The following is a 23,018-nucleotide window of genomic DNA, read 5'->3' as shown; positions in this document are numbered from 1 at the left end:
ATCACCATTCCCTTGTAGAGGGCCAGTAAGGCAATGTGTGCCCGAGCGAAGGACCACTCAAGCCATTCTGTACCGGCGCCCTGGCCACTTGCGGCCACTGTCCCTCGCCGAGAAATCCGCCCCGACCCTGTTCAAGATGACTGCGAATAATAAAGGCGGTACCGTTCCAGTACTCGCTGAATTTTGAGTAGGAATAAACCTTCAACCCCCGCGCCGGATCCCCCACCAGGACCTCATCGTCACTGATCCCTTTGATCAGGACAAAATGCCGGAAGCCATCAATGTTCAACAATACAATCATGGGTAGGCGCACTTTCTCCTTCAGGCCGCTCAGCGGCATGCGGAAACCGTCGGCCTGATAGCCTCTGGCCTCCAGATAGCGCTTCATATCAAGCATGGAGAAGCCGTCCTGTCGCACTTTCTGCTCGTCCGCCAGGGCGAACATTTCAACGAAGACATCGTGCTCTGTCACCTGGTCCTGGTAGTGGAAGGACAACAAGGAAGCAATCGCTGCGGAGCCGCAACTGAAGTCGTATTGCTGTCGCATCACAGTCTCAAACCGGCGGTTCTCAAAACTGGTAACGTTTACCCGAACATCACCGCCAATGCCCGGCAACATGACCGAGCCGGCAAAGGCGGTGGACCACAACAGACCAGTGCTCGCGCAGACTGCAACAAGAACCCTCGTGGTCATGGCCCACCTCCGTCAGTGATTGATCAGTATGTTGATCTGGGTACTGTCCTGAATGACCACCTGGTTGCCGGTGTTCTGGATAACCGTGGCAACCCCGCTCATATTGCCGAACGCGTTGTCGGAAATACTGTTATCGCCTGTGACAACATTTCCCGACAGCAGGTTATCGGACACATTTGCATTTTGCTGGTTGTCGTTAATCTGCCACTGCATCGGGATTCCCTGGCGACCACTTGAATCCGCCAGCTGATCCGCCGACATAGGTGCGGCATCCAGCCACTCCTCGGCTGAAACCAATCCCGCTGCCGTGAACAATAACGCCAACAAGGCAGCCTTCAGTTTCCATCTGTTAACGCGACCCATGGCAGTTCTCCCGGAATAACCGGGCCGCACCCGTTAGGGCACGGCCTGGATTCCTTACTGGGTGCCGCCACCGTCGCCACCGGTGGACAGATTGGACATTACACTGACGTTCGCCTGTGTAACGCTGCCATTGCCTGCGTTCTGGGCGAACGCGCCGACACCGGTGTAGTTCGCGGAGCCACCGGAGATTTCGTTGCTGTTGCGAACCTCGGTGTAGGAAGCTCGGCCATTGGCATCACCGTAGGTGGTTGCAGTACCCGATACGCTTCCATCCAGATCTGCGTTATTCAGGAACACATCCAGATCCAGTGCCAGAGAGTTATCGGAACTGTCGTTGCCGCTGTCGGACACAGTGGTGTTTCCACTGTCCGCAACGTTGGTGGAATTGTCGGAACTGTCATTTCCGCTATCCGCTACGTTGAGGGAGTTATCCGAGTTGTCCGAATTATCAGAGTTGTCGGAGTTATCCGAATTATCTGAGTTGTCGGAATTATCGGAATTGTCGGACATGTCATTACCACTGTCAGCGATCTTGAAGGAATCGTTCACACTGGTGCTGTTATCCGAATTGTCCGAATTATCGGAGTTATCCGAATTGTCTGATTTATCGTTGGCGGTATCCGCTATCTTGAATGCATCGGCAACATCGGTGCTGTTATCCGAGTTGTCCGAGTTGTCGGAATTGTCTGTATTGTCCGAATTGTCATTCCCACTGTCGGCGATCTTGAACGAGTCGGCCACATCAGTGCTGTTATCGGAATTATCGGAATTGTCCGAATTATTGGTGTTATCCGAGTTGTCATTACCGGAGTCAGTATTGCCGGATTGGTCGTTGTTAGCCGTGGAGGTATTGTCCGCGTTGGTATTCGGATCTCCATCACCACCCTGGTCAGCGTAGGCAAAACCGGAAACACCCAGACTCATTGCGATGGCAGCTGCTAGCAGTGTTTTTTTGGTATTCATGATATCGCTTCCTTTTCGAGTATTGGCTTTTAAGGGATCCGACCCAACCCGCTAGCCTCCGGGTAAGCCAAGGTCCAGACCCGCCAGAACAGAGGAGCGATTCCCGTGCCACAATTGAGAAACTGGAATCAGGTGCTTGTTTTTAAAAGATTTTCTTTATTTCGGTCGAAAACCAACCGGCCCCGGTACCGGTGAAACTGTTTCAGGAATGAAACAGGGAGGGTAAACAAAAAGCAGGACACAAGCGGATTATGCCGTCATTACAGAAACATACACGAAATACACGGTGTCAAAAAAAACAAAACCCCGCTCAAGGCGGGGTTTTTTTGGATTGAAGCGAACCTTCGGGCCCGCCTCAGCAACATCTGAACCGTCGATTAACCGAACTGGTTCATGGTGTTGTCTTTACCACCGGCCTTCAGAGCCGCTTCACCAGCGAAGAATTCCTTGTGGTCGTCACCGATGTTGGAACCAGCCATGTCCTGGTGCTTGACGGTGGCGATACCCTGACGGATCTCCTTGCGCTGTACACCAGCCACGTAGGCCAGCATGCCTTCGTCACCGAAGTAACCCTTGGCCAGGTTGTCGGTAGACAGGGCTGCGGTGTGGTAGGTCGGCAGCGTGATCAGGTGGTGGAAGATACCTGCTTCGCGTGAACCATCACGCTGGAAGTTACGGCACCACTCGTCAGCCAGCTGACCCAGCTCGGTGTTGTCGTACTCTTCGCTCATCAGCTTGGCGCGGTCGTAGGCAGAAACGTCCTTGCCTTCTTCCTTCCATGCGTCAAATACCTGCTGACGGAAGTTCAGGGTCCAGTTGAAAGACGGGCTGTTGTTGTAAACCAGCTTGGCATCGGGAACGACTTCCTTGATTCGGTTAACCATGGCCGCGATCTGGCCAACATGAGGCTTCTCGGTCTCGATCCACAGCAGGTCTGCGCCGTTCTGCAGGCTGGTGATGCAGTCCAGAACAACACGGTCTTCGCCAGTGCCAGGCTTGAACTGGAACAGGCCAGACGCCAGACGCTTCGGACGAACCAGCTGACCGTTCTGCTTGATCACAACGTCCCCGTTGTTGATGTCTTCTGCCTTCTCGATCACTTCACCGTCGATGAAGCTGTTGTACTGGTCGCCCAGATCGCCCGGCTCGTTGGTCACGGCAATTTTCTGGGTCAGGCCAGCGCCCAGGGAGTCGGTACGGGCAACAATAACACCGTCGTCCACACCCAGCTCCAGGAACGCCAGACGAACGGCGTTGATCTTGGACAGGAAGTCGGCGTGGGGAACAGTTACCTTGCCGTCCTGGTGACCACACTGCTTCTCGTCAGAGACCTGGTTCTCGATCTGGATGCAACAGGCACCCGCTTCGATCATCTGTTTGGCCAGCAGGTAGGTCGCTTCGGCGTTGCCGAAACCAGCGTCAATGTCGGCGATGATCGGCACAACGTGAGTTTCATGGCTATCGATCTGCTTGATCAGCTCTTCGGCCTTGGCGTTGTCGCCAGCATTCTCGGCTTCTTCCAGCGCGCGGAAAAGATGGTTGAGTTCCCAGGCATCCGCCTGACGCAGGAAGGTGTAAAGCTCTTCGATCAGGCCAGATACGGCAGTCTTCTCGTGCATGGACTGGTCAGGCAGCGGACCGAACTCGGAACGCAGTGCAGCAACCATCCAGCCAGACAGGTACAGGTAACGACGCTTGGTGGTACCGAAGTGCTTCTTGATGGACAGCATCTTCTGCTGACCGATGAAGCCGTGCCAGCAACCCAGGGACTGGGTGTACTGGGAAGTGTCGTTGTCGTAGTTCGCCATGTCTTCGCGCATGATCTTGGCGGTGTACTTGGCGATGTCCAGACCAGTCTTGAACTTGTTCTGGGCGCGCATGCGAGCGGCGTGCTTCGGGTTGATGGCGTTCCAGGTCGGATGCTGCTTCAACAGGGAAGCGATCTGGTCAACGTCTTGTGCGTAGGGCATGGTCTCAATCCTTTCTACGTTGGTTTTCAAAGTCGATGCGGAGAAGCGTACGGCCACTTCCGAAGCCAACCACCTGCTCACTTTTTGAGCTAAGCGCTGACGTTGATGGTTACTTTAGTGGTTTCAAATTTATAATTGAAATTTATATGATCTATTTTCAGCATTTTTCTGGTGAATGCTCAGAAAGCCTCATTTTTGAGTTGGATCAACACCGGAACAGTAGCTATTGTTACTGTTATCAGTGAGCACGTCCCACCCGAACCCACCAGGCGCAAACAGTGTTCTATCTGCGAGCTTTCAGTCACTCCCTTTTGCACGCCCTGAAGAACCTGTTTCCGATCATCGCCGTCGTTGCCTTCTTCCAGCTCGTTATTCTCCGGCAAATGCCGGACAACACGCTTGCGATGGCAGCAGGTCTGCTGATCGTGGCTGTCGGTGTTGCCCTTTTCCTCCAGGGTCTTGAACTGAGCATATTCCCGGTCGGCAAAAGCCTGTCCAATCAGTTTGCCCGCAAGGGCTCTGTGCCGGTTCTCTTGTCGTTCGGCTTCGCAATGGGCTTTTCTGCCGTGGTGGCAGAGCCAGCGCTGATTGCCGTGGCCCAACAGGCGGAGGAAATCAGTGAGGGCAAGATAAAGGCCCTGACGCTCAGGATACTCGTGGCGGTTTCTGTCGGGCTGGTAGTTGCCCTGGGCGTATTCAGAACCATCTTTGGTTACCCGCTGCACTGGTTCATGATCATCGGCTACATCGTGGTGGTGGTGATCACCTGGTTCGCGCCGCCCGAGATTGTCGGCCTTGCCTACGATTCCGGCGGCGTGACCACCAACATTGTTACCGTTCCCCTGATCGCAGCCCTGGGCATTGGTCTGGCAGCCTCCATTCGGGGCCGCAACCCCCTGCTGGACGGTTTCGGACTGGTTGCCCTCGCTGTGATGGTTCCCATGATCACCGTTCAGCTTTACGGGATTGTTGTCTACTCCGGTATGACCGCCGATCCGACCACGGTGCCAACCCTGATCCAGGATGGGACAGCCGATCAGACTCCCGTTCTGCTGACCATGCTCCTCGACCTTGCCGGCATGATCCGGGATGTACTACCCATCATTCTCACTATTCTGTTCTTCCAGTACCTGGTGTTGCGCCGGGGGCTGACCAACCCTCGCAGGGTCCTGTTCGGTTTTGCGCTGGTGGTGCTGGGACTCTACGCCTTCGTGGTCGGCCTGAAACTCGGCCTGTTCCCGATCGGCACCAGTATGGCCCGGCAGTTGATGAGCATGGAGGGCTTCGTCTTCGTCTATCTTTTCGCCTTCATGATCGGATTCGCTACCACCATGGCCGAACCCGCGTTGATCGCAATCGGACACCAGGCTGAACAGGCAGCCGCCGGTACCATAAACGGCAACGCCATCAGGATTATTGTGGCGGTCGGTGTCGCTGTGGGGATCACCCTTGGTGTCCACCGGATTATCAGTGGCGATTCCATTCACCATTACATTATTGGCGGCTATATTCTGGTCATCATCCTGACGGCGTTGGCCCCGAGATACATTATCCCACTGGCGTACGATCTTGGCGGGGTTACCACCTCCGAGGTTACCGTACCTCTGGTGACCGCACTGGGGATTGGGCTGGCCAGCAGCATTGAAGGCCGTAACGTGCTGATCGACGGGTTCGGACTGATTGCCTTCGCCTCCATCTTTCCGATTGTGACGGTGATGAGCTACGCCATCATTGTTGAAATGCTTGCCAAGCAGAGGAAAACAGACTCATGAAATTTTCGGTTCTGGTTGCAATTGTTCCCGAGAATCAGGAGCAGGACTGCGTTGATGCCGCGAGAGACCTTGGCGCCGGCGGTATCACGGTGCTTCCCGGTCGCGGTATCAGTAACACCGCGAAGAAAACCTTCTTCGGCCTGACCTACGACGGCAGCCAGAGCGTTCTGCTGATGGTGTTGGAGAAGGGCCTCTCGCTCGACATTCTGAAAGTCATCCAGAAGATACTCATGCCCGAGCATAAGGATTCAAAGGGACTGGTGTTCACGCTTCCCCTGGAACACCTGGGCGGGATCGACATGTCCCAGGTCGAGAAATTCGAACAACACCTGAAAGATTCACTGTAACCGGAGAACAGCCATGAAACTGGTCAAAGATGTAATGGTGCGCGATGTAATGACCATCTCTCCGTTTGCCAGCATCCGTGAGGCGCTGTCACAGATGAAACAGCACTCTGTAAAATCGCTGGTGGTGGAAAAGACAAGCGAGCACGATGCCTGGGGCCTGATCACCTATACCAACGTGCTGAAAACCGTGATCGCAGAAGACGGCGACATCGACCTTCTGAACGTTTACGACGCCTGCGCCAAGCCCGTCATCAGCGTTGGCGAGAATCTGAACGTCCGACACGCGGCCAGCCTGATGAGCAAATACCGGGTAAAGCGTCTTCTGGTGCTGGCCGACAATGACCTGAAAGGCTTTGTGGTCATGGACGACATCATGGCAGCACTGCTGGACAGCATCGACTGAAGCACGATCAGGTCAGGCACAATACCACCAGCCGGTCACCCGGCTGTAACTCCATGTAGTCCTTTCGGGGCGGGTTCAGCTGCAGGTGGCGTCCATGTTCATTGGCACTGTTCCGAAATATCCCGAGTGCCAGCTCACCTTCTGACGCTACCGTTTTTTCCAGCACCTGAAAGGTCGCACTGGCCGGCAAGGGATAATCTGCCGGGTCCCGGAACTGGATCTCGGCACCGCCAACGGTGAACAGTTCATCCAGCACGATGCGGAGCTCCCGCCGCAACGCCACCTGAGCCAGAACATGACTCAGAATCATGGGGCTGATCATCATCTCACTCTGGCGTCCATCCAACAGGTGCCGGTTGTCAGGATCGCTAAGTTCCATAATCAGCTGTGGCCTCCGGGCAAAATCGGCCAGGATGTCCTCAAGTTGGAGGTAACCCACCATCGCCCGGGCATCGGCCTCTTCGCCTGAGGCCAGTCGGTCGCTGCTCAGCAGGATCACGGTATCGTAGCCCGCCGGCCCTATCCGGCGGAGCTCGCCCTCCACCATGTAATCCGCCTCGATATGCCGACAGGTCAGGCGTTCAGCATTATCAACGTATTGGGCAATGGCCTGTTCCCGTTCAGTTTTCGGAACCACGGAAACCAGATCCACTTCAAAATGACGGTGTCCGTAGCTGAGGAATTCCGCGATCAGGCTGGGCACCCGTCGGTTCCAGCCCAACACCAGAACCCGGTGATTCATCTGGACGGCAGGCCGGTCAACGCGCACCGCTTGCCCTCTCACCAGCTCTGGCAAGGCTACCTTTTTGGGATTTGGCTCCGTCTCTGAGTAGTCCCGGGCCATGATGACCACTCGATCGGCCGATTCAATGGGTGAGTGTGATGGTGCCAACAGCTGGACGTCCCAGCCTGTACCACGCCGTTTCAGAAGCCCCAGCACAATAACCTCGGGCCGGGCCGCGGCCAGCTCGCCAAGTGTCATCCCCGCCAGCGATTCTCCGCCCCGGATATAGATTTCATTTCCCTCACCGGCGGTTAGCAGTTCGTTGAACACTTCCGACAGACCGGGATGCAGAATGTTCTGAACCATCAGTCGACTGATGGTGGCATCGCCGGCCACAACCTCTACTGCTCCGGGATAGGCCCGCTCAATCACGGGGAGCTTACGCACGTCCTGGATCTCAGCCACGACGAAAGGCAAAGAAGCCTGAAAGTGCCTGGCCTGGGCGGCAATGGAAAGCAGTGCCTTGACCGTTTCCACATCCGAAGTCACCAGGCTGCCAGCCTCATGAGCTGCGCTGGGCACGATAACCGCAGCAGCATCCAGGCAAGCTACCCGATGCAGGGCATCCGGCTGGATTGCCGACCCTGAACGCAGGATGATCTGGCGGGCTCTGCGCCCGATACCCGGTTCGCTGCGCAGCTCATGCACCTGGGCCGCAGAGGCGTCTTCCGACAGCACGACGAGGTTCAGCTTCTGGGCATCGTGTTTTTCCAAAAAACGTTTCATCCGGCCACTGGAACCCAACAACTCGGAGAGCAGCGGCAGGGTCTGGCTGGTCCAGCCCAGCACCACCACATGGTTTTTAAGAGTCACTGGTGTGAGACCCCGCTCGAGGTCCGCCATTTTGGCAATCAACCACCGTGTCAGGATGGCCACCAGGGTACCCATGAACACCACATAACCACTGATGGTCAGCAGGGTGGAGACAAAGCGCTGCCAGGTCCCCACATCGTCCCCCAGATACCCGGGGTCGGTCAGCCTCAGGAAAGCCCACCAGATGGCCGAGCCCGGCTCTTCGAAGTCCCCGCCCTGGGGAACCACCAAAAGGCCGCCGATCAGCGAGATCAGGCCGATAAACACACCGACCACAAGGAGCTGAAACCCCGCTCCCTTTACGAGTTGTCGCTCCAGTATGAATTTCATTCGGTCGATCAGCCGGAAAGGCAGCATGGTATTCCTCTTTTTCGGAGCATTCTCATCGCCTAAGGGTAAACCATCCGGAAAGTTTAAGAATCAATGTCTTATCTGGAGGACTGATCAGATTCAGGGGCGGGTTGACTGATCAGGCGCAAGGCGTCTTCCAGGGAGGAAGTATAGCGGCTAACGCCAGGCACCGGTGTGACACCGGCGCGGGCGAGGGTTCTCAGCGGCTGGAACTGGAGATCGGCAATGACCATCTGCGTGCCGTCCCTTTCACAGGTGGCAATGAGCTTGTTCAGGGCAGACAGCCCACCGGCATCAAGAATCGTAACGCCGTCCATGTAGAGAATGAATCCCCGGGCATTCCGGGACAGCACCGCCAGCTCCCCGAAAATCCGGTCGGCAGCAGCAAAGAACAGTGGGCCGTTGATCTTGAACACCTGCCAGCCCTCGGGCAGACGGGAGCCAGCAATTCGCTTGCTGAGGGTAATATCCGTGACCCTGGTCATCTGCGCCATTTCCCGCATGAACAGGACCGCCGCCAGCAAAATCCCGGTGGTGATGGCAATCACCATGTCCAGCAACACCGTGAGCGAAAAGCAGGTGACAAAAACCAGAATGTCGCTGCGTGGAGCCGTTTTCAGCAGGTGCAGCGACTTGGGCGCCTCACTCATATTCCAGGCCACCACAATCAGCAGAGCCGCCATGGCTGGCATGGGCAGATACGCCAGAAGGCCCGCCAGCGAAACCAGTGCCAGCATCACCACCAGAGAATGAACCATTGCGGAGACCGGGGACTCGGCGCCGGCACGGTAATTGGCGGCCGAGCGAGCAATGGCGGCCGTCGCGGTAATACCGCCGAAAAACGGCGTGATGATGTTGCCAAGACCCTGCCCCATCAGCTCGCTGTTGGCGCTGTGGCGCTTGCCGGTCATGCCATCAAGCACCACGGCACACAGGAGGGACTCGATCGCGCCGAGCATGGCGATGGCAAAGGCTGCCGGCAGCAGATCCCGGACCAAAGACCATGACAATCCTACAGGTTCGCCCGATGCCCCTGCCTGCTGCCACGGCCAGGCGAATTCCGGCAAAAAAGGTGGAATACCCGCGCCCTCGGTGCCGTCCGGCAGGAGATAGCTGAACCTTGAACCAATGGTATCGATAACAGCGCCCTGGGCATTCAACCAGAGCGCAAGCAGACTTCCGATCACCACCGCCGGCAGGTGCGGTGGCACCGGTGTTTTCAAACGTGGCCAGAGCAACATGCAGGCAAGGGTAACGCCTGCCACGAGTGTGCTCATGCCATCAAATTCCGGCAGCGCACCTGCCAGCAGGGCCAGCTTGTCCCAATAGTGTTCAGGCATATCGCCAACCGGGAGACCCAGAAGATCCCGTATCTGTAGAGTGGCAATCACCACTGCAATGCCCCCGGTGAACCCGAGAGTTACCGACTCGGGAATGTATTCAATGAAGCGCCCCAGCCGCATCAGTGCCATGAGAATCAGCAAAACGCCCGACATCAGGGTGGCCAGCAGCAAACCACCCAGGCCGTAGCTCTGGGCAATGGGGTACAGAATGACAACGAAGGCGGCGGTGGGGCCGGAGATACTGAACCGACTGCCGCCGGTCAGCGCAATCACAAATCCGGCAATAATGGCGGTATAGAGCCCGTATTGCGGCGCAACACCACTGGCGATCGCCAGCGCCATGGCCAGTGGTATGGCAATAATGCCCACGGTTACACCGGCCATCAGGTCGCGCAGGAAACGGCGGCCCCGATAGGGCTCATCAATACAGGCTTCCCGGAATGCGTGGGCCATCCGGAGTGAAAACAGGTGGGCGCGATGCGGCATGAAGAACTCGTTAATTGCAACTGATGCCTGTAAATTATATGCTCATATTATATTCATTCAATGTTAATTTGATTAACATGCCCGCAAATCACCGGAAGTGAAGAACAACCCCATGGAAAAACGCACTGCCCGCCTGACGCTGCTGATCGACCCGGAAAAAAAGTCCGCCTTTGAAGAACTGTGTAAACTGGAGGATGTAACGCCCTCCCAGAGAGTGCGCCAATTTATTCGGGAATACGTGGAAGAACGATTGGGGCCAGACTGGCGCGAAGAACGCAAAAAGAGATCCTGACAGCGCTCGAAACGTAAGGACTACCATGAAACTTTACGCGCCAGCCCTGCTAATTGCTGCTCTGAACGGATGCACCGCCATGCCTTCTTCAAAAGCCCCGGAAGTAACACTGACGGCACCGCAAACCCAGTACGATGCCCGGTTGGTACAACCGGAAAACAATACCGTCCTCTCTCCGGAAGAACTGGCGCAGCAACTCGCCGACGTCGATGTTGTGGTCGTCGGAGAATACCACGGGCACCATGGCTCACACCTCCTGCAATCCCGGCTTCAGATGGCCCTGTTTCGACAGCAGCCGCAGCAGGTTCTCAGCATGGAGCAGTTCAATCTGGATCGTCAGGACGAGCTGAACCACTATCTGCAGGGAGAGATCGGCGAAACTGAAATGATCGAAGACGCCGAAGCCTGGGACAATTACCGCGCCTCCTATCGACCACTGGTGGAGTTTGCGCGCCGGCAGGTTCTGCTGGTAATAGCGGCCAATGCGCCAGCAAACGTTGTCCGCTGTGTTGGCCGCAAAGGCCCGGATTACCTCGATCGTATTTCCGACACCCTGAAGCAGAAGTTACCGGCCGATCCCTTCATGGACACCCCCGCCTACCGGGAGAAGTTTATGGCTGCCATCGGCGCCAGCCACCAGGCTGACAACACCATGAGCGAGCGGATGGAGAACACCTACAAAGCCCAGTTGCTCAGGGACAACACCATGGCAACGCGTATTCTTCAGGCGCGGGCAGAGCACCCGGAGTATCAGGTTCTGCACCTGACCGGCACGTTTCACAGTGAAGATGGCCTGGGCACCGTCGCTCTGCTGAAACAGCGGGAGCCGAAACTCTCTATTGTCGTAATCAGCCCGGCATTCTGGTCGCCAGAAGACAACGATCCACCCCTGGAAGAGAATCGCTCGAAGGGCGACTTCATCTACTTCATTCAGCCACTGCCTGACGAATTCCGGGATGCCGAGCGGGAGCGCGAAGCCATGAAAGCCCGTTTTCGTCGATCGACCGACACGGCCTGTGACTGAAAACTACCGCTGACGGCCAGACAGTCTCGATTCAACCCCGAGGGCTTTATTAAACACCGAAAGATCCTGATCGCTGAACAGCACGAACCGGACAAAGCGAACGCAGTTGAGGTCCTCAAGGGTGTCGACCACAGCCTTCATGGCCACTTCCGCCGCATCCCGCAATGGATAGCCGAAAACCCCGGTGGAGATGGCAGGAAAGGCGATGGACGTCAGCTCATGCCGATCTGCCAGCAACAGGGCATTTCTGAAGCACTCGGCCAGCAAACGGTCGGATGGCTCGTCGACCCCGTACACCGGCCCCAGACAGTGGATCACGTGCTGGTTTGGTAGCTGGTGAGCTGAGCTTATGACAGCCTGCCCCGGCCTGATCGGAGCCAGCGCTCGGCATTCCTCTGCCAGCCCCGTTCCGGCGGCGCTGTGTATGGCACCTGCCACGCCACTACCTGGTAACAGTTCGGCGTTGGCAGCATTGACGATCACATCCATATCCCGCTGTTCAGCAATGTTTCCTCTGACACACTCAACTTTCACAACCGTCATGCTTCCTTCCTTTTCGCTTGGGACGTGAAACGCTAATCTTGACCATGACCTCAGGATAGCAGCCAGACACCGGACGCTTTCCGGAACATTCCGGTGACTTAACACAGGGACACCCCATGAAACTTTTTGCCTCAGTGATTCTAGGCGTCAGTGCCATCATTTCTGCCGTCCTGATTGGCAATGGCCTGACCGATCTGCGCACGGGCGACCGCTACGTGACCGTTAAAGGCGTGGCTGAACGGGAAGTGAATGCCGATCTGGCCTTGTGGCCCATCCGCTTTGTCGCCACCGGCGCGTCCCTGAGTGAGGCCCAGGAAAGGGCCAGAAGCAGCCGGGACGCGATCATGGCGTTCCTCAAACTGCAGGCCATTGACCAGAATGCGGTCGAACTCCAGCGTCTGGATGTCACCGATACCCGGGCCAACCCCTACCAGGCCAACAACGGAGAGCAGAAGTTCATCATCAGCCAGACGCTGATGGTGCGCAGTACTGACATCGACCGAATCCGGCAGGCAGCCCAGGGTGTCAGTGAACTGGTGGACTCCGGAGTAGTGCTGTCTTCGGACTACGGCCCGTCCGGCCCGACGTACGTATTTAACGGGCTCAACGACATCAAGCCGGAGATGATTGCCGAGGCCACGGCATCGGCCCGGGAAGCTGCCGACCAGTTCGCCCAGGATGCGAAAGCGGAACTCGGGGGGCTGCGACGCGCCAACCAGGGCGTTTTCCAGATTCTGGCCCGGGATCAGGCGCCGGGCATCATGGAGCAACAACAGCCGGTAAAAACCGTTCGGGTGGTCTCAACTGTCGAATATTACCTTCGATAGTCCACCCGCCTACTGCGTGGCCACCATCTCATCGGTCACCTGATATTCACCCGCCAGCCAGCGCAGGATCTCGTTGGCTGCAGGGTGGTCAAACGCATCGTAGGTATGTTGCAGACTCTGTCGCTTTTCATCGCTGATCCGGCCAAGCCCGGCGTCCTGCAGGACCAGTAGATCCGCATGCAGCTGCGCTGCCAACTCCCTGCCCAGCACCTCGCGGGCGACATGGCGGAACGCCTGTCCATATTGATAAGAGGGCCCCAGGCGATAGGACTCCGCCAGCGTGATAGCCGGGATGGCCGTCAGCGTGGGCTGCAGAGCCGGATTGATACCATGGCCGGCAAGGTGCGCCGCGTTGGCCGCCGGTCGTCCGGTGAAGGCTCGCAGATGCAGATGTTGCGACATCCGGTCGCCGTCGTTGACCGGGTAATTGTCCCAGAGCACCGGCTTGCGGCCAAGCAGGTCTCCGACACGTTTCAGATGGCCGGGTGACACTTCCCGGGAACACACTTCCTCCCCGGTCCAGAACACGTTCACCGAGTGGTCCAGCTTGCGCCCGAGCGTCTCCAGATAATCCGCCGGACGCTCCCCGAACACTCGGTCGAGAACCGGATCATCGGAATAATAGCTGGGGCAGACACTCAGCTGTTTGATCGAGGTGCGATCACAGATCCAGTGCACAATGTCCGCCTGGGCAGTGGCAAGGTCCGGAGTATCGGACCGCATGTCGTCGAACAGAATCGCCAACTCGTCTATCCCGATGCGTTCCAGCAAGGCGAGTTTGTCTGCCAAAGCTGCACGAGCCTCGTCATCAAACCGATTGAATACTTCGAACGGGCTCAGCCCTACCCCGAAACGCACCCCTTCATGCCGGCAGAATCGGGAGAACTCAGCCAGCTCCGAGGCCATGGCTGGCGGATGTGGTTGCTGCCATTTTCGACGCAGGAAGGCATCGGCCTTGGGGGCATAGAGATAGAACCCGTAACCGTGGGGCGCAAGGGTGCGGACCAGCTGCCGTCGCTCCTGCCAGGTCCACATGGGGCCGTAGAATCCTTCGATGATGCCGAGTGTCGTTGTCATGGCCAATTTCCGCTCCGCTGCTTCCCGAGTCCGAGTGAGGTACCCTATAACCTCTAATTTTGACTAGACTTATCGGTAAAGCCAACTACAAACAATCTGCCCGGCAAGGAGCAATGCGATGGAGATCAAAACGTTCGAAGACCTTATCGAATGGACCCGACAGCTGCACGCGCATCTGTCACGGTGCCTGAAGGAATCCGCCAAACTGAACAACGACGAACGTGCCAGCGCGCTGCTTGACTATCTTGCTGGCCACGAAGCCACGCTTGAAAAAGCCGTCACTGAATTCGAGAAGCAGGCTGATTACAAAGCCATGCATACCCGCATGTATGACTACCTGAACCACAAACCGATCAGGGCCAGTGCTGATTCATATAGTCACTACGCCTCAATGTCGTTCGCTGACATCGCCAAAGAGGTATTCAGTTTCCACGACCAGGTGATGGATCTCTACGATTCCCTGATCGGGAAGGCGGAAATCCCCGAAGCCAAGTCACTGCTGGAAGACCTTCTGGCTCTGGAAGAGCACGAGGCGATGCGTTTGGCCAGCCAGATTGGTCGAATGGAAGACCTCTGATCCTCAGTACGACCAAGGTCGTACAACCAGCGGTTTTTGATTTCGTTTGTTAACGATAATTGCTAACGTGAACTAGCATCAAGAGTGGTTTTTCCCCAAAAGGGGAACCCTCGACCCACAAAAAAGATAAGAGGATAGAAGAGCAATGAAGATCCGTTCTGTTCTTTCCGCGGCTGTGTTGGCTGTCGCAACAACCTTTGCCTCCACACAGGCGCTCGCCCAAGACACCTTTACACTCCGCCTCGCAGAAACCTGGGGGCCAAACTTCCCGATTTTTGGTGATACCACCAAGCGCTTTGCCGAAACCGTAGAGAAAATGTCTGATGGACGCCTGAAAGTCCGTATCGATTCGTCGAACAAGCACAAAGCGCCCCTTGGCATCTTCGATATGGTCAAGGCTGGTCAGTACGACATGGGCCACTCCGCTTCCTACTACTGGAAGGGCAAGGTTCCAGAGACCCTGTTCTTCACCAGCATGCCGTTCGGCATGAACGCCATGGAGCAGTACGCCTGGTTCTACCACGGCGGCGGCATGGAGCTGATGCAGGAGGTTTACGAGCCTCACAACATGCTGTCTTTCCCGGGCGGTAACACCGGCGTCCAGATGGGTGGCTGGTTCCGCAAGGAAATCAACTCACTGGAAGACCTTCAGGGTCTCAAGATGCGCATCCCCGGTTTCGCCGGTGAAGTATTCGCAGAAGTTGGCGTTAACCCTACCAACATCGCTCCGGGCGAACTCTACACAGCCCTCGAGCGCAACACCATCGACGCCGTCGAGTGGGTAGGCCCGGCGCTGGATCTGCGCCTTGGTTTCCAGCAGATTGCTGACTACTACTACACCGGCTGGCACGAGCCTGCTACCGAGCTTCAGTTCCTGGTGAACAAGCGGGTTTGGGAAAAGCTTCCGGCAGACCTGCAGGAAATCATGCGTGTTGCAATGCGCACAGCTTCCTACGATATGCTGGTCCACTCCCAGCACGCCAACGCAGAAGCCTGGGCAAACATTCGCGAAGAGCATCCGAATGTCCAGATCAAGCGTTTCCCGGACGATATCTTTGACGCGATGTACGCGGCCAATAACAAACTGCTTGATGAAGCAGCGGCCGAAAGCGACATGGCCGCCAAGATCATCGAGTCCCAGCACGACTATCTTGAGAAGAGCCGCGCTTACACCAACATTTCCGAGCGTGCCTACCTCAACACCATGGCCGAAGTCGAGTAAGATATAGGCTGTAACGGAGCCGGGATCGCTCTATGAGTGATCCCGGTTTTGTCGTTTATAGCAACTGAAAAAGCGCCAATTCAGTTGGCGGGGGATCATCAATGCGGTGGATTATCAAACTGGACGAGGGGCTTTCGCGCCTGTCCACATTCTGTGGCTGGGTTGCCTGTGTCGCGATGATACTGATGGCAGCCAACGTCTTTTACGACGTAGTAGCCCGCTACGCCTTCAACAACGTCTCTATCGGTATGCAGGAAATGGAATGGCACCTCTATTCAGTGGTGTTCCTGCTGGGCATTCCTTACGCACTACGCACGGATGGTCATGTTCGGGTCGACGTTTTCTATACCCGCTGGAGCAATAAAACCAAAGCCTGGATTAATCTGGTTGGGGCTATCATTTTCGTCATTCCGTTTGCCTACCTGATCGGCATTTACGGCTATGACTTTGCGATTGACTCCTACCAGATGGGTGAAGGCAGCGGCGATCCCGGCGGGCTGCCCCATCGATGGATCATTAAATCCGTGATCCCGATCAGCGCCTTTTTCATCGGCGTAGCCGGCCTGAACATGGTCACCTATGCGATTCGGGTCATGTCCGGGGAGAAAGCTTATGCTGGTGAGCACAGCGCAGGAGGCCTCGCATGATCGGTATGATTATGTTCGGTGCGGCCCTGCTGATGCTGATGCTGGGTTTCCCGGTTGCATTCACCTTCGGTGGCGTTGCCCTGTTTTTCGGGATTTTCGCCGAGGGCATGGATCTCTTTGCCTTTATGCCCTATCGCATCATGAGCGTGATGCAGAACACCGTTCTGATGGCGGTCCCCCTGTTTATTTTCATGGGCGTGGTGCTCCAGCGGACGCGGTTGGCGGAACAGCTTTTGACCTCCATGGGCCGGCTTTTTGGCGGCCTGCCTGGCGGCCTGGCCATTTCGACGATTCTGGTTGGTGCCCTGCTGGCAGCCTCTACCGGGGTCGTGGGCGCCAGCGTGGTGGCCATGGGTCTGATCTCGTTACCTGTCATGCTCGCCCATAAATACGACAAGCGTCTGGCAACCGGTACCATCTGCGCATCCGGCACCCTCGGTCAGATTGTTCCTCCCTCAATCATCCTTATCATCCTCGGCGACGTCCTCGGCCTTCCGGTTGGGGATCTGTTCAAGGCCGCGGTCTGGCCCGGCGTTGTGCTGGTGGGTCTTTACATCGCCTACATTCTGATTCTCACAAGACTCCAGCCGGAGACCGCCCCGGCCATGCCGGAGGAGCCGGGCGTGTCCCGGAAGAAGGAAATCTTCAATGCGCTGTTGGCGATCATTCCGCCGCTGGCATTAATTGTGGTGGTTCTGGGCTCGATCTTCACCGGCATTGCCACACCAACCGAGTCATCCGCTCTGGGTGGCGTTGGCGCCGTGGTTCTGGCCATCATCTACCGCCAGTTCTCCTTCAAGATGGTATGGGATGCGTCCAAGGACACGGTCAAGGTGACCGCCATGGTCTTCGCTATCCTGATCGGCGCCACCGCCTTCTCCATGGTGTTCAGCTACACCGGCGGCGACTACCTTCTGGAAGAATGGCTGCTTCAGCTGCCCGGTGAAAAGTGGGGCTTCATCATTCTGGCCATGGCTGTCATCCTGGTGCTGGGTTTCTTCATCGACTTCGTGGAGATTTCCTTCATCATCGTGCCGATCCTTGCGCCAGTGGCGGAAGCCATGGGCATCAATATGCTCTGGTTCGCGATTCTTATCGCCATGAACCTTCAAACCAGCTTCCTGACGCCACCGTTCGGGTTCTCGTTGTTCTATCTGAAGGGGGTAGCACCGCCCCAGGTGCGAACAACGGATATCTACAAAGGCGTGCTGCCCTTCATCCTGATACAGATGTTTGTGCTGGCACTGATTGTGATTTTCCCAGAATGGTTTGGTATGAGCTCTTCATACTGACCCGAGAATGCCGGGCCAAAGGGCCCGGCATTTTTTTTACCGCTCCATTTTCGCTTTTCACTATCCTTCCGATAGCTTTCCTCTATTTTCTGTCAACCTGACAAAATCTCACTGTTTTCTATACTGAACGGACAACCGGCGATTCTCAGACTGGTATTCGGGAACCCTGGCGCGCGCACATCGGCAAAACATTGATGTTGAGGTTATCAAGGGAGAGCGGAGTCCATGAACCAGAGCACTGCCCAGAAAGTCCGTGAAAGCGGGCAAGAATCCAAAAACCATTTTCTGACCCTGCCACTGGAAAATGCCCACGTGGACCGGTCACCGCACACGTACGAGCGCTGGCTGATTGCCAAGCTGATGCGTATGGCAGGCTCGCCACCGGTTCGGTTCCAGCTCTGGAACGGGGATATGATCGAACCGGAGGGTCAACTCGCGCAATTTACTCTGCATCTGACCGACCCCAAAGCCCTCTATGCACTGGTCGCAAACCCTAACCTTGCATTTGGCGATCTTTACAGCGCCGGCCGTCTTGAGGTGGAGGGCAACTTGCCGGATCTGATGGAAGTTCTTTATCGCTCGGTTCACCGTGCGCGCCAGAAATGGCCCAAATGGCTGGAAGCGCTGTGGAAAAATCATAACCCCCGCGCCACCGGTATCTCTGAGGCCAGGGAAAACATCCACCACCATTACGATCTGGGCAATGAGTTTTACCAGCTCTGGCTCGATCACGCTGGAATGCAGTACACCTGCGCCTATTACGAGAGCCCGGACCTGACCCTTGAGCAGGCCCAACTCGCAAAAATGGAACACGTCTGTCGCAAACTCCGGCTCAAGCCCGGAATGACCGTGGTCGAGGCTGGTTGTGGCTGGGGCGGACTGGCCCGCTATATGGCCCGCAACCACGGCGTAAAGGTTCACTCCTACAACATCTCGAAAGAACAGTTGGCCTATGCCCGGGAAGAGGCTGCCAAGCAGAGCCTGGATCATCTGGTGGAATACGTCGAAGACGATTACCGCAACATCAGCGGACAGTACGATGCTTTTGTTTCCATCGGCATGCTGGAACATGTGGGCAAGGAAAACTACGAGGCTCTGTCCGAACTCATCAAACGCAGCCTCAAGCCCGACGGCATTGCCCTGCTGCACAGCATTGGCCGCAACCGCCCGATGCTGATGAACGCATGGATCGAGAAACGCATCTTCCCGGGCGCCTATCCACCAAGCATCGGCGAATTCATGCAGATCTGTGAGCACGGTGATTTTTCAGTCCTGGACGTCGAGAACCTGCGCCTGCATTACGCCCAGACCCTGAACGACTGGATGGAACGCTTCAACCAGAACGAAGACAAGGTCACTGCCATGTATGACGGCCACTTCACCCGGGCCTGGCGCATCTATCTGGCCGGATCCATCGCCGCCTTCCGGGCCGGTTCCCTGCAGCTGTTCCAGGTAGTCTTCAGCCATGGTGACAATAACAAGCTGCCTCAGAACAGACGGGATCTTTACGAATTTCCTGCATCACCCGAGGAGGCCTGATGGATTACTACGACCTGATCATCGTTGGGGCGGGCCCTGCGGGATCCACCCTGGCCAGCGCCCTTGAGAAAAGCGGTAAAAAGGTTCTGATCATTGATAAACAGGACTTTCCCAGGGACAAAACCTGCGCAGGCTGGGTTACGCCTGCCGTGATGGAGACCCTGAAGATTGATCCTGAAGAATATGCAAACGGCCGAACTCTTCAGCCGATTCGGCGTTTCCGCATCGGGATGATGGGCCAGCCGGCCGTCGAGAACGATCACGGCGATGTGGTCAGCTACGGTATTCGCCGGTGTGAGTTTGACGACTACCTTCTCAGCCGCGTCAACACTCCGAAACAGCTGGCCACGCCGGTCAAATCCATCGTTCGTAAAGACGGCAACTGGGTCGTCAATGACACCTGGGAAGCGCCTCTTATTGTCGGTGCCGGCGGTCACTTCTGCCCGGTTGCGCGATTGCTGGGGGATGGCCCCGGTGGCCATGAAACCGTTGTGGCGGCCAAAGAGGTTGAATTTGAGATGACACCGGAACAGGCTTCAGCCTGCCAGGCCCGGGGCGATACGCCCGAACTCTGGTTCTGTCGGGACCTCAAGGGCTATGCCTGGGTTTTCCGTAAGGGCAATTTCCTTAATATTGGCTTGGGCCGGGAAGACAACCACAAGCTGACAGGGCATCTGGAGGCGTTTGTTGAGGAAATGAAATCCGCCGGTCGCATTCCAGAGGACCTGCCCGGGCGATTCAAGGGCCATGCCTATCTGCTCTACGCCCATGCCGACAGGCCGCTGGTAGACGATGGTGTGATGCTGATTGGCGACGCCGCCGGCCTCGCCTATACCCAGAGCGGCGAAGGCATTCGGCCAGCGGTCGAATCGGCCCTGCTGGCGGCCGATGTGATTCGCCAGGCCACCGACTATTCAGCTTCCTCCCTGCAGATCTACGGTGATGCCATTGCCGAACGCTTCGGCACTCGCGCCTCCGTGGCAGACCAGGGCTGGCAGGTGCCGGACTGGGTCAAGATGCCACTGGCCAGCAGCCTGATGCGGTCGCACTGGTTTACAAGAAAAGTGGTTACGGAGAAATGGTTCCTCCATCAGGAGGTGCCGCCGCTGCAAGTCGCTGTCTGAGACCGGGAACAAAAAATGGCGACCCGGAGGTCGCCATTCATTCAGTTCGCTCGACTCAGTGACCGAGATAGCTGCGATACATCCACACCGTCTTTTCCTGCTGGGAGATATAATCACTCATCAGGGCAACGGTGCCCTCGTCTTCCGCTTCGCCGGCCATACTGAGCAATGTCCGCTGTTTGCCGATCAGTTTGGCAAAGCTTTCGACGATGTTCTCCATCGCTTCCTTGCCGTCAGAAACATCCTTACGCTCAGGCACTTCAGAGCGCTCTATGTATGTGCTGTAGGCGTGAGCCGGCCGATGGCCAAGAGTCAGCACGCGCTCTGCAATCTCATCAATTTTAAGCAGCAGATCGTCGTACAGCTCCTCGAACTTCACGTGCAGCTCAAAGAAATTGTCGCCCTTGATGTTCCAGTGATAACCCCGGACGTTCATGTAGAAGATCTGATAGTTGGACAGCAGATCGTTCAGAGAATCTGCAAGCTTTGCTGCTTTCTCGGTATCAAGACCAATAAAATTCTTACCCATAATGCGTCTCCTTGGCAGTTATGACGTCAATCTAGCTAAAACTATACGCCCGATCGTCAGACGCCGGGAAGTTTAGTTTGCTAATCTCGGCGATAGGGGCGTTGCATAACGCTATGCAACCCCTACAAAATATAGCTAAACGCTATCGCAATTCTCGATACAATTCATTTAACAATCATTCTCAACCGGCATTAAATATAACTATCCACGAACGAAACCGGAGAGAACCATGAGCGCGTTAAAACTGTTCGTACATAACCATGGCACGAATGGCGATCAGTCGCTGATCAAGACGGTAACGTTCGCCCTCACCCATTTTACCGTCGCCTTTACCGTGGCTTACCTTCTCACCGGCGACATCCTCATCGGAAGCCTGATCGCCATGGTGGAACCCGCAATTAACACTGTTGCCTATTTTTTCCATGAAAAAATCTGGGCCCGGCGCCTGCGAAATGCAGAGGCGACAGCTGGAACTCTAACCCACACCCAGCCTCACACCTGTTAAGCCCGATCAGGGGCCGGCTCAGATGCCTGGCCCACAATCGGTGCAGCCTTCTTCGGGAGCCGGCCCGATATTCAGGTTGCGGTTCAAGTCTTTGAGAGCAGTCCTGAGCCCTTCCTCAATGACCGGGTGGTAAAACGGCATTTCCAGCATTTCGGTTACGGTCAGTCTTCGCTGGGCAGACCAGGCGAGCAGATGGGCAATGTGCTCCGCCGCTGGACCAAACATCTCAGCTCCCATAAACAGCCCACTTCCATGCTCACCGTAAACCCTCAATAAGCCTCTGTTTTTGCCGATCACCCGACTGCGGCCCTGATCCTCGAAAGACACCTCGCCAACGGCGAAACAGCCGCGACAACGCTCACCCACCTGATGAATCGTCAGCCCGACTGTCGCAATCTGCGGATCGGTGAAGACCACTGCCAACGGCGTGCGGCGAAGCCCTGTTCGCACGTCCGGGTATGAGGCAGCGTTGTCGCCTGCTATTCGCCCCTCGTCGGCCGTCTCGTGCAACAGGGGCAAACTGTTATTGGCATCGCCGGCAATAAATATGTGACTCTGTCCACAGCGAAGGGTATGGGGATCAAACAGGGGCATTCCCTTTTCATCCAGGTCAATATTGGCATTCTGGATATCCAGCCCGTCGATGTTGGGTCGACGCCCGGTTGCCGCTAACAGGTAATCGAAGGTTTCTGTTTTTTCACCGGCATCCCCATCCACAAAAGTAATGGCAACACCGTCATTAACCCGCTCAACTTTCCTTACATCTGACTCCGGATCAAGCGGAAACTCCTCGTTAAAGGTATTAAGGGCATACTCCCGAATCGAGTCGTCCTGGAGCGGGCCGACCGCCCCGCCTACTCCGAACATTCGCACCCGAATCCCAAGCCGACTCAAGGCTTGCCCGAGCTCCAGTCCGATCACGCCCGGGCCGAAGACCGCCACCGAACCGGGCAAATCCTGCCATTCGAAAATATCATCATTCACCACCAGACGGTCCTTGGCTTCTTTCAGAAACCCGGGAATATTGGGCCGGGAACCGGTCGCGATGATGATCCGCTCGGCCTGAACTTCCAGATTGCCGCCCACCACCAAACGATTCGGCCCGACGAACCGGGCGTGCCCCTTCAGACGGTGCGCTTCCGGAAACTTCTCTACCGAACCAATTACGGAAGACACAAAACGGTCCCGTTCGGTTCGGACCCGTTCCATAACCCGTCTGCCATCGACTCTGATGGTTGCGGCAGACACCCCAAACAGGTCGCCTAGTTGCATCTGATGCGCCTTTTCGGCAGCCGCAATCAAAAGCTTGCTTGGCATACACCCGACTCTGGCGCAGGTCGTTCCGTACTGATCGCCCTCGATCAACACCACCTTATCGGTCGCTTTGCGCACACGCTGATACGCCACCATACCGGCGGTACCAGCGCCGATAATGGCAACATCTACGGCTCGCTTTTCCATACAAGGGTCTCCTGAAAGGCATTCCCGGCATCGGGGAACAGGGAAGGTTCGAACGGGTGTGACCTCATTA

23 protein-coding genes are annotated in these 23,018 nt (G+C 56.4%); 13 read left to right on the top strand and 10 right to left on the bottom strand.

The window, feature by feature from the left end; all coding sequences use genetic code 11:
- Window position 1: 1 nt before the first annotated feature.
- The 4 genes from CFT65_RS04805 to CFT65_RS04790 all read right to left on the bottom strand — a co-directional run bounded on the left by CFT65_RS04805 (window position 2) and on the right by CFT65_RS04790 (window position 3,990).
- On the bottom strand, window positions 2–694 hold the full coding sequence (locus CFT65_RS04805) for a C39 family peptidase (protein ID WP_088826861.1): 693 nt from the start codon (window positions 692–694) through the stop codon (window positions 2–4).
- A gap of 12 nt (window positions 695–706) precedes the next feature.
- Window positions 707–1,057, bottom strand: coding sequence for a hypothetical protein (locus CFT65_RS04800; RefSeq protein WP_088826860.1), 351 nt, complete (start codon window positions 1,055–1,057; stop codon window positions 707–709).
- 54 nt (window positions 1,058–1,111) lie between these two features.
- Complete coding sequence (locus CFT65_RS04795) at window positions 1,112–2,020, bottom strand: dentin sialophosphoprotein (RefSeq protein WP_088826859.1); 909 nt, start codon at window positions 2,018–2,020, stop codon at window positions 1,112–1,114.
- A gap of 377 nt (window positions 2,021–2,397) precedes the next feature.
- On the bottom strand, window positions 2,398–3,990 hold the full coding sequence (locus CFT65_RS04790) for an isocitrate lyase (protein ID WP_088826858.1): 1,593 nt from the start codon (window positions 3,988–3,990) through the stop codon (window positions 2,398–2,400).
- A 278-nt stretch (window positions 3,991–4,268) separates the two neighbouring features.
- Between CFT65_RS04790 and CFT65_RS04785 the strand changes: the two genes are divergently transcribed.
- Genes CFT65_RS04785 through CFT65_RS04775 form a run of 3 tightly spaced genes read left to right on the top strand, consistent with a single transcriptional unit; the run spans window position 4,269 to window position 6,512 of the window.
- The gene (locus CFT65_RS04785) at window positions 4,269–5,762 is read left to right on the top strand and encodes a DUF1538 domain-containing protein (RefSeq protein WP_088826857.1); all 1,494 of its coding nucleotides are present in this window, start codon (window positions 4,269–4,271) and stop codon (window positions 5,760–5,762) included.
- Window positions 5,759–6,109 carry a transcriptional regulator gene (locus CFT65_RS04780; RefSeq protein WP_088826856.1) on the top strand — a complete coding sequence of 117 codons (351 nt, stop codon included), beginning with the start codon at window positions 5,759–5,761 and terminating at the stop codon, window positions 6,107–6,109. The genes CFT65_RS04785 and CFT65_RS04780 overlap by 4 nt, the downstream gene beginning before the upstream one ends.
- A 13-nt stretch (window positions 6,110–6,122) precedes the next feature.
- Window positions 6,123–6,512 (top strand): CBS domain-containing protein, encoded by a 390-nt coding sequence (locus CFT65_RS04775; protein WP_014578444.1) that lies wholly within the window; start codon window positions 6,123–6,125, stop codon window positions 6,510–6,512.
- Window positions 6,513–6,519: 7 nt separating this feature from the next.
- Here CFT65_RS04775 and CFT65_RS04770 read toward each other — a convergent pair whose 3' ends face one another.
- Together CFT65_RS04770 and dauA are read right to left on the bottom strand one after the other, a co-directional pair.
- Entirely contained in the window at window positions 6,520–8,466 is a 1,947-nt protein-coding gene (locus CFT65_RS04770; protein ID WP_088826855.1) for a CASTOR/POLLUX-related putative ion channel, read from the bottom strand.
- Window positions 8,467–8,537: 71 nt separating this feature from the next.
- Complete coding sequence (gene dauA, locus CFT65_RS04765) at window positions 8,538–10,289, bottom strand: C4-dicarboxylic acid transporter DauA (RefSeq protein ID WP_088826854.1); 1,752 nt, start codon at window positions 10,287–10,289, stop codon at window positions 8,538–8,540.
- A gap of 112 nt (window positions 10,290–10,401) precedes the next feature.
- Here dauA and CFT65_RS04760 point away from each other — a divergent pair, with 112 nt between their 5' ends.
- Together CFT65_RS04760 and CFT65_RS04755 are read left to right on the top strand one after the other, a co-directional pair.
- On the top strand, window positions 10,402–10,581 hold the full coding sequence (locus CFT65_RS04760) for a CopG family transcriptional regulator (protein WP_088826853.1): 180 nt from the start codon (window positions 10,402–10,404) through the stop codon (window positions 10,579–10,581).
- A 25-nt stretch (window positions 10,582–10,606) separates the two neighbouring features.
- Window positions 10,607–11,605, top strand: coding sequence for a ChaN family lipoprotein (locus CFT65_RS04755; protein WP_416376638.1), 999 nt, complete (start codon window positions 10,607–10,609; stop codon window positions 11,603–11,605).
- Window positions 11,606–11,608: 3 nt separating this feature from the next.
- Here CFT65_RS04755 and CFT65_RS04750 read toward each other — a convergent pair whose 3' ends face one another.
- On the bottom strand, window positions 11,609–12,148 hold the full coding sequence (locus CFT65_RS04750) for a macro domain-containing protein (RefSeq protein WP_088826852.1): 540 nt from the start codon (window positions 12,146–12,148) through the stop codon (window positions 11,609–11,611).
- Between the two features lie 116 nt (window positions 12,149–12,264).
- Here CFT65_RS04750 and CFT65_RS04745 point away from each other — a divergent pair, with 116 nt between their 5' ends.
- Window positions 12,265–12,975, top strand: a complete 711-nt coding sequence (locus CFT65_RS04745) for an SIMPL domain-containing protein (protein WP_088826851.1) — start codon at window positions 12,265–12,267, stop codon at window positions 12,973–12,975.
- 9 nt (window positions 12,976–12,984) lie between these two features.
- Here the strand turns inward: CFT65_RS04745 and CFT65_RS04740 are convergent, their stop codons facing one another.
- Window positions 12,985–14,052, bottom strand: coding sequence for a beta-N-acetylglucosaminidase domain-containing protein (locus CFT65_RS04740; RefSeq protein ID WP_088826850.1), 1,068 nt, complete (start codon window positions 14,050–14,052; stop codon window positions 12,985–12,987).
- Window positions 14,053–14,170: 118 nt separating this feature from the next.
- Here CFT65_RS04740 and CFT65_RS04735 point away from each other — a divergent pair, with 118 nt between their 5' ends.
- From CFT65_RS04735 to CFT65_RS04710, 6 genes are all read left to right on the top strand, one after another.
- Window positions 14,171–14,629 carry an ATPase gene (locus tag CFT65_RS04735; protein WP_088826849.1) on the top strand — a complete coding sequence of 153 codons (459 nt, stop codon included), beginning with the start codon at window positions 14,171–14,173 and terminating at the stop codon, window positions 14,627–14,629.
- Between the two features lie 145 nt (window positions 14,630–14,774).
- Window positions 14,775–15,851 (top strand): TRAP transporter substrate-binding protein, encoded by a 1,077-nt coding sequence (locus CFT65_RS04730; protein ID WP_088826848.1) that lies wholly within the window; start codon window positions 14,775–14,777, stop codon window positions 15,849–15,851.
- Between the two features lie 101 nt (window positions 15,852–15,952).
- Window positions 15,953–16,498 (top strand): TRAP transporter small permease subunit, encoded by a 546-nt coding sequence (locus CFT65_RS04725; RefSeq protein ID WP_088826847.1) that lies wholly within the window; start codon window positions 15,953–15,955, stop codon window positions 16,496–16,498.
- Complete coding sequence (locus CFT65_RS04720; RefSeq protein ID WP_088826846.1) at window positions 16,495–17,790, top strand: TRAP transporter large permease; 1,296 nt, start codon at window positions 16,495–16,497, stop codon at window positions 17,788–17,790. Before CFT65_RS04725 ends, CFT65_RS04720 begins: the two co-directional genes overlap by 4 nt.
- Window positions 17,791–18,015: 225 nt before the next feature.
- Window positions 18,016–19,329 carry an SAM-dependent methyltransferase gene (locus tag CFT65_RS04715; protein WP_088826845.1) on the top strand — a complete coding sequence of 438 codons (1,314 nt, stop codon included), beginning with the start codon at window positions 18,016–18,018 and terminating at the stop codon, window positions 19,327–19,329.
- Window positions 19,329–20,453 carry an NAD(P)/FAD-dependent oxidoreductase gene (locus tag CFT65_RS04710; RefSeq protein WP_088826844.1) on the top strand — a complete coding sequence of 375 codons (1,125 nt, stop codon included), beginning with the start codon at window positions 19,329–19,331 and terminating at the stop codon, window positions 20,451–20,453. Before CFT65_RS04715 ends, CFT65_RS04710 begins: the two co-directional genes overlap by 1 nt.
- Window positions 20,454–20,508: 55 nt before the next feature.
- Here CFT65_RS04710 and CFT65_RS04705 read toward each other — a convergent pair whose 3' ends face one another.
- Window positions 20,509–20,982: a Dps family protein gene (locus CFT65_RS04705; protein WP_088826843.1), complete on the bottom strand. Its 474-nt coding sequence runs from the start codon at window positions 20,980–20,982 to the stop codon at window positions 20,509–20,511.
- Between the two features lie 229 nt (window positions 20,983–21,211).
- On the opposite strand from CFT65_RS04705, the gene CFT65_RS04700 reads away from it, so the two are divergent.
- Window positions 21,212–21,487, top strand: coding sequence for a DUF2061 domain-containing protein (locus CFT65_RS04700; RefSeq protein ID WP_216360408.1), 276 nt, complete (start codon window positions 21,212–21,214; stop codon window positions 21,485–21,487).
- An 18-nt stretch (window positions 21,488–21,505) separates the two neighbouring features.
- On the opposite strand, the gene CFT65_RS04695 is transcribed toward CFT65_RS04700, so the two are convergent.
- Window positions 21,506–22,948 (bottom strand): dihydrolipoyl dehydrogenase, encoded by a 1,443-nt coding sequence (locus CFT65_RS04695; protein WP_088826842.1) that lies wholly within the window; start codon window positions 22,946–22,948, stop codon window positions 21,506–21,508.
- Window positions 22,949–23,018: the final 70 nt, after the last annotated feature.

The sequence above is a fragment of the Marinobacter sp. es.048 genome, from assembly GCF_900188435.1.
In the GTDB taxonomy this organism is placed as follows: Bacteria; Pseudomonadota; Gammaproteobacteria; order Pseudomonadales; family Oleiphilaceae; genus Marinobacter.
Note: the sequence above shows the minus strand (reverse complement) of the source record. Positions and strands in the feature narration are given on the sequence as shown.